The 9,317-nt window shown below is 64.4% G+C and carries 13 protein-coding genes; 10 read left to right on the top strand and 3 right to left on the bottom strand.

The genetic code is table 11. The annotated features are described in order from the left end of the window. Nucleotides 1-135: 135 nt before the first annotated feature. The 7 genes from ACZ7GB_RS17380 to proB all read left to right on the top strand — a co-directional run bounded on the left by ACZ7GB_RS17380 (nt 136) and on the right by proB (nt 5,926). The gene (locus tag ACZ7GB_RS17380) at nt 136-1,254 is read left to right on the top strand and encodes a CaiB/BaiF CoA transferase family protein (protein WP_472159724.1); all 1,119 of its coding nucleotides are present in this window, start codon (nt 136-138) and stop codon (nt 1,252-1,254) included. Between the two features lie 192 nt (nt 1,255-1,446). Next, the gene (locus ACZ7GB_RS17385) at nt 1,447-2,079 is read left to right on the top strand and encodes a 50S ribosomal protein L21 (protein ID WP_078547398.1); all 633 of its coding nucleotides are present in this window, start codon (nt 1,447-1,449) and stop codon (nt 2,077-2,079) included. A gap of 12 nt (nt 2,080-2,091) precedes the next feature. Further along, nucleotides 2,092-2,361 carry a 50S ribosomal protein L27 gene (gene rpmA, locus ACZ7GB_RS17390; protein WP_075775480.1) on the top strand — a complete coding sequence of 90 codons (270 nt, stop codon included), beginning with the start codon at nt 2,092-2,094 and terminating at the stop codon, nt 2,359-2,361. 209 nt (nt 2,362-2,570) lie between these two features. Then, entirely contained in the window at nt 2,571-3,107 is a 537-nt protein-coding gene (locus tag ACZ7GB_RS17395; RefSeq protein WP_078571786.1) for a GNAT family N-acetyltransferase, read from the top strand. 72 nt (nt 3,108-3,179) lie between these two features. Continuing rightward, nucleotides 3,180-3,695 (top strand): GNAT family N-acetyltransferase, encoded by a 516-nt coding sequence (locus tag ACZ7GB_RS17400; RefSeq protein WP_472159726.1) that lies wholly within the window; start codon nt 3,180-3,182, stop codon nt 3,693-3,695. Nucleotides 3,696-3,791: 96 nt separating this feature from the next. After that, nucleotides 3,792-4,820: a GTPase ObgE gene (gene obgE / locus ACZ7GB_RS17405; protein WP_078601858.1), complete on the top strand. Its 1,029-nt coding sequence runs from the start codon at nt 3,792-3,794 to the stop codon at nt 4,818-4,820. After that, nucleotides 4,808-5,926, top strand: coding sequence for a glutamate 5-kinase (proB, locus tag ACZ7GB_RS17410; protein ID WP_472159728.1), 1,119 nt, complete (start codon nt 4,808-4,810; stop codon nt 5,924-5,926). The genes obgE and proB overlap by 13 nt, the downstream gene beginning before the upstream one ends. A 19-nt stretch (nt 5,927-5,945) precedes the next feature. On the opposite strand, the gene ACZ7GB_RS17415 is transcribed toward proB, so the two are convergent. Beyond that, on the bottom strand, nt 5,946-6,734 hold the full coding sequence (locus ACZ7GB_RS17415; RefSeq protein ID WP_472159730.1) for an enoyl-CoA hydratase: 789 nt from the start codon (nt 6,732-6,734) through the stop codon (nt 5,946-5,948). 63 nt (nt 6,735-6,797) lie between these two features. Between ACZ7GB_RS17415 and ACZ7GB_RS17420 the strand changes: the two genes are divergently transcribed. From ACZ7GB_RS17420 to rpsI, 3 genes are all read left to right on the top strand, one after another. Next, nucleotides 6,798-7,226, top strand: coding sequence for a PaaI family thioesterase (locus ACZ7GB_RS17420; protein ID WP_078601861.1), 429 nt, complete (start codon nt 6,798-6,800; stop codon nt 7,224-7,226). Nucleotides 7,227-7,466: 240 nt separating this feature from the next. Beyond that, nucleotides 7,467-7,928 (top strand): 50S ribosomal protein L13, encoded by a 462-nt coding sequence (rplM, locus tag ACZ7GB_RS17425; RefSeq protein WP_078522797.1) that lies wholly within the window; start codon nt 7,467-7,469, stop codon nt 7,926-7,928. A gap of 2 nt (nt 7,929-7,930) precedes the next feature. After that, nucleotides 7,931-8,431, top strand: a complete 501-nt coding sequence (gene rpsI, locus ACZ7GB_RS17430; protein ID WP_078522796.1) for a 30S ribosomal protein S9 — start codon at nt 7,931-7,933, stop codon at nt 8,429-8,431. Nucleotides 8,432-8,586: 155 nt separating this feature from the next. Here rpsI and bfr read toward each other — a convergent pair whose 3' ends face one another. Continuing rightward, nucleotides 8,587-9,072, bottom strand: coding sequence for a bacterioferritin (bfr, locus tag ACZ7GB_RS17435; RefSeq protein WP_078542760.1), 486 nt, complete (start codon nt 9,070-9,072; stop codon nt 8,587-8,589). Next, entirely contained in the window at nt 9,056-9,313 is a 258-nt protein-coding gene (locus tag ACZ7GB_RS17440) for a (2Fe-2S)-binding protein (protein ID WP_078547388.1), read from the bottom strand. The genes bfr and ACZ7GB_RS17440 overlap by 17 nt, the downstream gene beginning before the upstream one ends. Nucleotides 9,314-9,317: the final 4 nt, after the last annotated feature.

Consider the following 9,317-nt stretch of genomic DNA (forward strand, 5'->3'; position numbering starts at 1 on the left):
GTCGGATGCCTCCGGCGGGGATATTTGATCCAAGCCGAAGGGGAGGGCATTCTCTTTCGGATTGGCAGAAATATCCCGGGGGCTGGCGGAGCCAGCGGGGCAGAGCCCCTCTGACGGGGCAATAAGGAGGGGCGCATGACCAAGCGAACGGGGGCCAAGCGGACGGGACCGCTCAGCGGGCTGCGCATCGTCGAGATTTCCGGGCTGGGGCCGACGCCGTTTGCCGCGATGTGTCTGGCGGATTTCGGGGCCGAGGTGATCCGCATCGCGCGGCCGGGCTCGGGCGGGGCGGAGAATCACGTTCTGGGGTTGGAGGTCGACGTGCTCGACCGGGGCCGCGACGTGGTGGAGCTGGATCTCAAATCCGACGCCGGGCGCGAAGCGGTGCGCACTCTGATCTCCCGCGCCGATGGGGTGATCGAAGGCATGCGGCCGGGCGTGATGGAGCGGCTGGGGCTGGGGCCTGACGATTTCCCCGATCATCCGGCGCTGGTCTATGGAAGGATGACGGGCTGGGGGCAGGAGGGGCCGCTGTCGCAAACTGCGGGCCATGACATCAACTACCTGTCTCTGACCGGGGCGCTGCATGCGATGGGCGGAGAGGCGCCCGAGATCCCGCTCAACCTTCTGGGCGATTTCGGCGGTGGCGGGATATATCTGGCCTTCGGGATGCTGGCGGCGCTGTGGCGGGCGCGCGAGACCGGGCGGGGGCAGGTCGTCGATTGTGCGATCACCGACGGGGTGGCGCATCTGATGGCGATGATCACCGGGATGGCCGGGCAGGGGTCATGGGTGGATCGGCGGCAGGCGAATCTGCTCGACGGGGCCGCGCCGTTCTACACGGTGTATGAATGTGCCTGCGGCGGCCATATGGCGGTGGGGGCGCTGGAGCCGCAATTTTATGCAGCGCTGATCGCGGGGCTGGGATTCGCGCCCCAGGACTTGCCTGCGCGTGAAGCCCGTGCGAATTGGCCGGCCTTGCGTAACGCTTTTGCTGAGCGCTTCGCGACTCGCAGCCGGGATGACTGGGCCGGGATCTTCGCGGGCAGCGATGCCTGTGCGACGCCGGTGCTGTCGATCGCTGAGGCGATCGCGCATCCGCAGAACGCCGAACGGGAGGCTTACGTCGATCTCGACGGGATCGCCCAGCCCGCGCCCGCGCCGCGCCTTTCGGCCACGCCGGGGCAGGCGGGGGCACAGGGGCGGCGGATCTCTGCGGCGAAGGCGCTCGCCCGCTGGAGCGATTGCGGATAAAACCTCGTTTTTCCTTGACAGATGGGGGCTGATCCCCGATATCGGCCCGACCCGGCGGAGAGTCTTCTTTCCGCCGGGCCTCGTTTTTGCAACTTCGCTCCCATGAGGAGCGCGCAGTCCGACGGCGGGCCGACAGGTCCAACGAACTCCGATCAGGGGCCACAGGGCGCGGATGAAGAAAAGGAAAGACCCATGTTTGCGGTCCTCAAGACCGGCGGCAAGCAATACAAAGTTCAGGCGGGCGATCTGCTCCGCGTGGAACTGCTCGCAGCCGAAGCTGGCGATAAAGTCCAGTTCAACGAGATTCTGATGGTCGGCGGCGACAAGCCCCAGTTCGGCACCCCGCTCGTCGAAGGTGCGGCCGTGCAGGCGGAAGTCATCGACAACATCAAGGCCGACAAGGTCATCACCTACCACAAGCGTCGTCGTAAGCACTCGTCGCAGCGTACCCGTGGTCACCGTCAGCAGCTGACCCTGCTGCGCGTCACCGACGTCCTCGCCACCGGCGGTGACAAGTCGGGCGTGAAGGAAGCCGTGGGCACCGCGATCGCACGTCGTGCGGCGCATGGTGGCAAAGGCGAAGCCGCTCCGGCCAAGCCCGCCAAGGCCGCTGCTGCTCCGAAAGCCGCGCCGAAGGCTGACGCCGCCGTCGCGGAAGCGGACGATCTGAAGGTCATCACCGGTCTCGGCCCGGCGGCCGAGAAGAAGCTGAACGAAGCTGGCATCACCACCTACGCTCAGCTCGCTTCGGTCGATCCCGAAACCTTTGATGCTACCAAGGTCAAGCCCGACTGGGTCGAGCAGGCCAAAGAGCTCGCGAAATAAGGAGAGACACCCATGGCACACAAGAAAGCAGGCGGTTCATCCCGTAACGGCCGCGACTCTGCGGGTCGTCGTCTTGGCGTGAAACTGTTCGGCGGTCAGGCAGCGATCCCGGGCAACATCATCGTGCGTCAGCGCGGCACCAAGTGGTGGCCGGGTGAGGGCGTCGGCCTCGGCAAGGATCACACCATCTTTGCAACGGCTGAAGGCCGCGTCACCTTCCATAAAGGCCTCAAGGGCCGCACCTTCGTATCGGTCCTCCCGGCTGCGGAGGCCGCCGAGTAACCCGACCGACGAAAGTGTCACAAAATCGGGGGATCGGCTGAAAGGCCGGTCCCCTTTCTCGTTGCAGTGCAGCACGCAAATGTTTGCAAGCGCGGCGAGAAAATTTACCGGGTCGGGGGATGTATCGTCATCTTACTGTCCTATTTATTTACTAGGACCACGCGGCAGGAGGAGCCGCCGGTTCGTCCGCGTTTCGAGGAGGAGCGCCCATGTACCAGGAGACGATTTCCACCCAACCCGTGATCGAAACGGAGCGCTTCGTGCTGCGCCCGCTGCGCCGTTCGGATGCCGGTCTGATCGAGATGTATTCCGGCGATAAACGCGTCGCCGAAGGCACTCGGGCGATCCCGCATCCGCTGCCGCCCGGCACGGCCGAAAATTTCATCACGCGCGCACAGGCCGAAGACCGCGTCGAAGACGTCTGGGCGATCGATGGCTCGCGCCATGGCATGGGCGAGCTTCTGGGTGTCGTCTCGCTCACCCGTCTCGATGACGACCAGTCCGAGATCGGCTATTGGGTAGGACCGGGGTTCTGGAATACGGGCCTCGCCTCCGAAGCGGTCGCGGCGATCATCGAAGCGAACCCGCACAAGTCCCGCACTCTCTTCGCTGAGGTTTTTCAGGACAATCCGGGCTCGGCCCGTGTCCTGACCAATTGCGGCTTCGAATATCTGGGCGATGCGGAAAGCTGGTCGCTCGCGCGCGGTCGCCATGTTCCGACCTGGACCTATCTGCGCAAAATGTAACGCAGACCGAGAGCGTAGACGGGAGGGCGCTGCCCTCCCGAACCCTCCCGGGATATTTGGGCCAAGAGGAAGATGCACCGGATCGAAACGCCGCGCCTTGTCTTGCGTCCCCTGACTTCGGCAGATGTCGATGCGATCACGCATGCCGCGAATGATTTCGAGGTCGCGCGCTGGCTCACGCGGATGCCGTATCCCTATACCAAACCCGATGCCGAGGCATTCGTCGCCGCCAATCGCGAGAATGGCGGACGAGTCTGGGGAATCACGCGGCAGGGCGATTTTTGTGGAGTGATCGGAAAGGTCGGCGCGTTCGGCTATTGGTTGGGTCGGGATCATTGGGGCAATGGCTATACCACCGAGGCAGGCCGTGCCGTCATTGCTGCGCATTTCGAGGCCCCGGATGCGCGGCCGCTCGCGGCGGGCTATTTCGAGGGCAATCACCGCTCGCGCAGGGTTCTCGAGAAGCTGGGATTCCGGCACGCAGGCGAGTCGCTTGTCGATAACCGGGCGCTGGGGCGCAAGCTCCGACATTTCGACATGATCTGCGAGACCCCGCCTCGCGAGGCGCATTCCCCTTCCTCTTGGTGAAAATATCCCGGGGGTGTGGGGGCGGCGCCCCCACGCGGCGCTTGATCCTGCGCGCGCGGGCAGCTATCCCGGCGCCTTGATGAAAGGGGCCTGACCATGAAATTCCTCGATCTCGCCAAGGTCTATATCCGCTCTGGCGGCGGCGGCGCGGGCTGCGTCTCGTTCCGGCGCGAGAAATATATCGAATTCGGCGGCCCCGATGGCGGCGACGGCGGCAAGGGCGGCTCGGTCTGGATCGAGGCGGTCGAAGGGCTCAACACGCTGATCGATTTCCGCTACCAGCAGCATTTCTTCGCAAAAACCGGCCAGCACGGCATGGGCAGCCAATGCACTGGCAAGGACGGCGATGACGTCGTGCTGAAAGTGCCGGTCGGGACCGAGATCCTCGACGAGGATCAGGAGACGCTGATCGCCGACATGACCGAGGTGGGCCAGCGCGTGCTTCTCGCCAAGGGCGGCAATGGCGGCTGGGGTAACCTGCATTTCAAATCCTCGACCAATCGCGCCCCGCAACGCGCGAATCCCGGTCAGGAAGGCGTCGAGCGCACGATCTGGCTGCGCCTGAAGCTGATCGCGGATGCAGGTCTGCTGGGGCTGCCCAATGCGGGCAAGTCCACCTTCCTCGCGGCGACGTCGAATGCGCGGCCGAAGATTGCAGATTATCCGTTTACGACGCTGGTTCCGAACCTCGGCGTCGTCGGCATCGACGGGCGCGAATTCGTCGTCGCCGATATTCCGGGGCTGATCGAGGGCGCCTCCGAGGGGCGGGGCCTGGGTGATCAGTTCCTGGGCCATGTCGAGCGCTGCTCGGTGCTGCTGCATCTGGTGGATGGCACGGCGGAAGATCCGGTCGAGGATTGGCGCACGATCATCGGCGAGTTGGAGGCCTATTCGGAAATCCTCGCTCAGAAGCCGCGCGTCACCGTGCTCAACAAGATCGACGCGATTGACGAAGAGACGCTGGCCGAGCGTAAGGCGGAGCTGGAAGAGGCGTCGGGCGGGCGCGTGATGCTGATGTCGGGCGTGTCGAAAAAGGGCGTGCCGGATGTGCTGCGCGCGCTTTGGGCGGAGATCGCCAAGGACAAGCCGAAGCCGGAGGACGAGGGCGGAGCATGGCAACCGTGAGCGCGCCCGCTCTGGCGCAGGCGAAGCGTCTGGTGATCAAGATCGGATCGGCGCTGCTTGTCGATCAGAGCGGATTGCGTGCGGATTGGCTGCGCTCGCTGGCCGCCGATGTGGCGGCTTTGCGCGCCCGCGGCACGGGCGTCGTGATCGTCTCCTCCGGCTCGATCGCCTTGGGGCGACGGGTGCTCGGTCTTTCGGGTGGCACGCTGCCGCTGGAGCAGAGCCAGGCCGCGGCGGCGGTGGGCCAGATCCGCCTCGCGCGGGCCTATGAGGAAGTGCTGGGGCCGCATGACGTGAGCACCGCGCAGGTTCTGGTGACGCTGGAAGATACAGCTGACCGTCGCCGCTATCTGAATTCGCGCGCGACGCTGGAGACTCTGCTGAGCCTCGGCGTCGTGCCCATCGTGAACGAGAACGACACGGTCGCGACCGACGAGATCCGCTTCGGCGACAATGACCGGCTGGCCGCCCAGATCGCCGTGACGATCGGGGCGGATCAGCTGCTACTGCTGTCCGATGTCGACGGGCTCTACACCGCGAACCCCAAGACCGATCCGAGCGCCGAGCATCTGCCGGTGATCGAACATATCACCCCCGAGATCGAGGCGATGGCGGGCGATCCCGTCTCGGGCCTCTCGAAGGGCGGGATGAAGACGAAATTGCTGGCGGCGAAGGTCGCAGTGGCGGGCGGCTGCGCGATGGCGATCGCGGAGGGCTTTGCCGAGCATCCGGTTGCCGCACTGGAGCAGGGCGGGCGCTGCAGCTGGTTCCTGCCCGAGGGCGATCCGCAGGCGGCGCGCAAACGCTGGATCGCGGCGATGAAGCCGCGCGGCGAGCTGTTCGTGGACGAGGGGGCCGCCAATGCTTTGCGTTCTGGGAAATCCCTGCTGCCCGCAGGGATCACCAAGGTCGTCGGACGCTTCGGGCGCGGCGATCCGGTCACCATTGCGGGGCCGGACCGTGCGGTGCTGGGCAAAGGGCTCGTGCGCTACACCGGCGACGAGGCGCGGCTGATTGCGGGGCACCGCTCGGGCGAGATCGAGGAGATCCTCGGCTATCCCGGCCGCGCGGCGCTGATCCATCGCGACGATATGGTCGTGGGCTGAGCGGGTTTACTCCGCTCCCTCATTCGGCCCAGTCCGGCTTGCGCTTCTCGATGAAGGCCTGCACGCCTTCCTTCGTATCACGCCAGAGCATGTTCTCGACCATCACCGCGGCCGTGTGCTCATAGGCCTGCGCGAGGTCCATATTGGCTTGGTCGTAGAAGGCGCGTTTACCGATTTTCACCGCCGCGCCCAGCTTGCCTGCGATGGTCTGCGCGAGATTCTCGGTCTCGGCGCCAAGCTCCTCATGCGGCGCGATGCGATTGACCAGCCCGACCTCGCGGGCGCGGGCGGCATCGATGAACTCGCCCGTGGTCAGCATCTCGAAGGCCATCTTGCGCGGCACGTTGCGCGAGAGCGCCACCATCGGGGTCGAGCAGAAAAGCCCGATATTCACCCCGTTCACGCCAAACCGGGTGCCCTCGGCTGCCACGGCCAGATCGCAGGAGGCGACCAGCTGGCAGCCGGCGGCGGTTGCGATGCCATGCGCCTCGGCGATCACCGGCTGCGGCAGGGCCGGGATCATCTGCATTACCTCGGCGCAGCGGAAGAAGAGATCGGCGAAATAGGCGCGGCCCTGATCCTCGGCTTCGCGCCCGCGCTGCATCTCCTTGAGGTCATGGCCCGCGCAGAACGCCTTGCCCGCGCCGCGCAGCACGACGACCTTGATGCTCGTATCCTCGGCCAGCTCGGAAAACCGCGCCTTGAGCGCGGCCAGCATCGCATCGGACAGCGCGTTGAGGCTGCCGGGGCTGTTCATCGTCAGATGCGCCACCGCGCCTTTATCCTCGCGGATCACCAGATCGGTCATTGAAACTCCTCCTCTTTGGCGAAACTCTAGGGGCGAGCGAGGGACAAGAAAAGGGGAGGGCGCATGGCGCTGGCAATGGATCGCGACGAGCTCGCGGAATTTCTCGACGAGGCGTTTCCGCAGGTGAAAGGCGACTTCGCGATCGAGGCGCTCGATGAGGACGAGCTCGTGGTGCGCCTGAAGGTGGAAGAGCGCCATTTGCGGCCCGGCGGCACGGTCTCGGGGCCGAACATGTTCGCGCTGGCCGATGTCGGGATCTATATCGCGATCCTCGCGCGGATCGGTCGCGTGGCGCTGGCGGTGACGACGAATGCGAGCATGGATTTCATGCGCAAGCCTGCCGCAGGGGCCGACCTGATCGCGAAGATCCGGGTACTCAAGCTGGGCCGCGTCCTCGCCGTGGGCGATGCGCTGATCTATTCCGAGGGGGACGATCGACCCGTTGCGCGCGCGAGCATGACCTATTCGATTCCGCCGCGCGCGATGGGGTAGGGTGCCGCACGCTTTGCGCCTTCGCCTTGGCGCAAATATCCCGGGGGAGGCGCGGATGCGCCGGGGGCAGAGCCCCCAACCCGGCCCAACATCGCGTCGAGATATGGGGTATTTTGATACCTAATTTTTACCGCATTGTTTTTGCTGATAAAATTCCTAAACGATGCACTTGAAAACACGTCCGGAATCGCGCAAAAGCCCGCATCAGAATTCGAAATACCCCACAAGGGCAGATCACAGATGAAAACCTACACCGCAAAACCCGCGGAGATCGAGAAGAAATGGGTCATCATCGACGCTGAAGGCGTCGTGCTGGGCCGTCTCGCGTCGATCGTCGCAATGCGTCTGCGTGGCAAGCACAAGGCCACCTTCACGCCGCACATGGACATGGGCGACAACGTCATCGTCATCAACGCCGACAAGGTGCAGATGACCGGCAAGAAGCGTGACGACAAGACCTACTACTGGCACACCAACCACCCCGGTGGGATCAAGTCGCGCACCGCGCGTCAGATCCTCGAGGGCGCGCATCCCGAGCGCGTGGTTATGAAGGCGGTCGAGCGCATGATCTCGCGCAACCGTCTGGGTCGTGCGCAGATGGCGAACCTGCGTGTCTACGCTGGTGCCGAGCATCCGCACGAAGCGCAACAGCCTGAAGTTCTCGACGTCAAGTCGATGAACAAGAAGAACACCCGGAGCTGATCATGGCCGACGATATCAAGACCCTCGACGATCTGAAATCGGTCGTGACCGGCTCGGACAACGCTGGCGCCACCGAAACCGAAACCTCCACGCCCCGTGAGCCCGTGCGCGACGCGCAAGGCCGCTCCTATGCCACCGGCAAGCGTAAAGACGCGGTCGCCCGCGTCTGGGTTAAGCCGGGCACCGGCAAGGTCGAAGTGAACGGCAAGGCGATGGACAAGTACTTCGCGCGTCCCGTGCTTCAGCTGATCGTGAACCAGCCCTTCGGCGTGGCGAACGTGGACGGCCAGTTCGACGTCTACGCGACCGTCGCAGGCGGCGGCCTCTCGGGCCAGGCCGGTGCAGTCAAGCACGGCATCTCGAAAGCGCTGCAGCTCTACGATCCCTCGCTGCGTCCGGCTCTGAAAGCCGCAGGCTTCCTGACCCGCGACTCGCGCGTTGTGGAACGTAAGAAATACGGTCGTGCGAAAGCCCGTCGTAGCTTCCAGTTCTCGAAGCGCTAAACTTCGCGAGATACGATTTGGAAAGCGGCTCCCATTCGGGGGCCGCTTTTCGTTTGGGGCTCCGCCCCCGGCGCCCCCGATCTTTTGCCCGCAAAAAGAAGAAGGCGCCCCGTTCGGAGCGCCTTCGAGCATCTTCGACCTGCGAGGGGCAGGGTCTACTCCGCCTCGTCCATCTTGGCGGCGTTGAGCAGGGCGTAATTCTGCGCGCCCACGCGATCGTAGAGATCGAGCTGCGTCTCGAGGAAATCGACATGGCCTTCCTCATCCGCGATCAGCTCTTCGAACAGATCCTTCGAGACGTAATCGCGCACGCTTTCGCAATGGTCGCGCGCCTCGCGATAGAGGGTCAGCGCGTCATGCTCTCCTGCGAGGTCGCATTCAAGCGTCTCGCGCGGGCCTTCGCCGATGCGCAGCGGGTCGAGTTTTTGCAGGTTCGGATGGCCTTCGAGGAACAGGATGCGCGCGATCAGCTTGTCGGCGTGATGCATCTCCTCGATGGATTCCTCGCGCGATTTCTTCGCCATCGCGGCAAGGCCCCAATCCTCCTGCATCCGGAAGTGCAGCCAGTATTGCGAAACGGCCGTCAATTCGCTGCGCAGAGCTGCGTTGAGATAGTCGATAACCTTAGCGTCGCCCTTCATGTCGTCTTCCTTCCATTGGTGCCTGTCTCAGCCCGGTCAGTTCGACCGGCACTTTCAAATTGGTATTCTTGCGCATCGTGGAAAGAAAGAGCGGCATGCATCCGCCGCAATCGGCCCGTTTCCCGAGTGCGTGATAGATCTTGCCCGGGGTGATGATCGTACTCGGGTCCGAGGCTCGCATCCAGTCGATGGCGGCGTGGATGTCGCGATCGGTGATGGTCTGACAATGGCAGATGATCATGGTC

Source organism: Thioclava sp. PTB-PU3-1, from assembly GCF_055666785.1.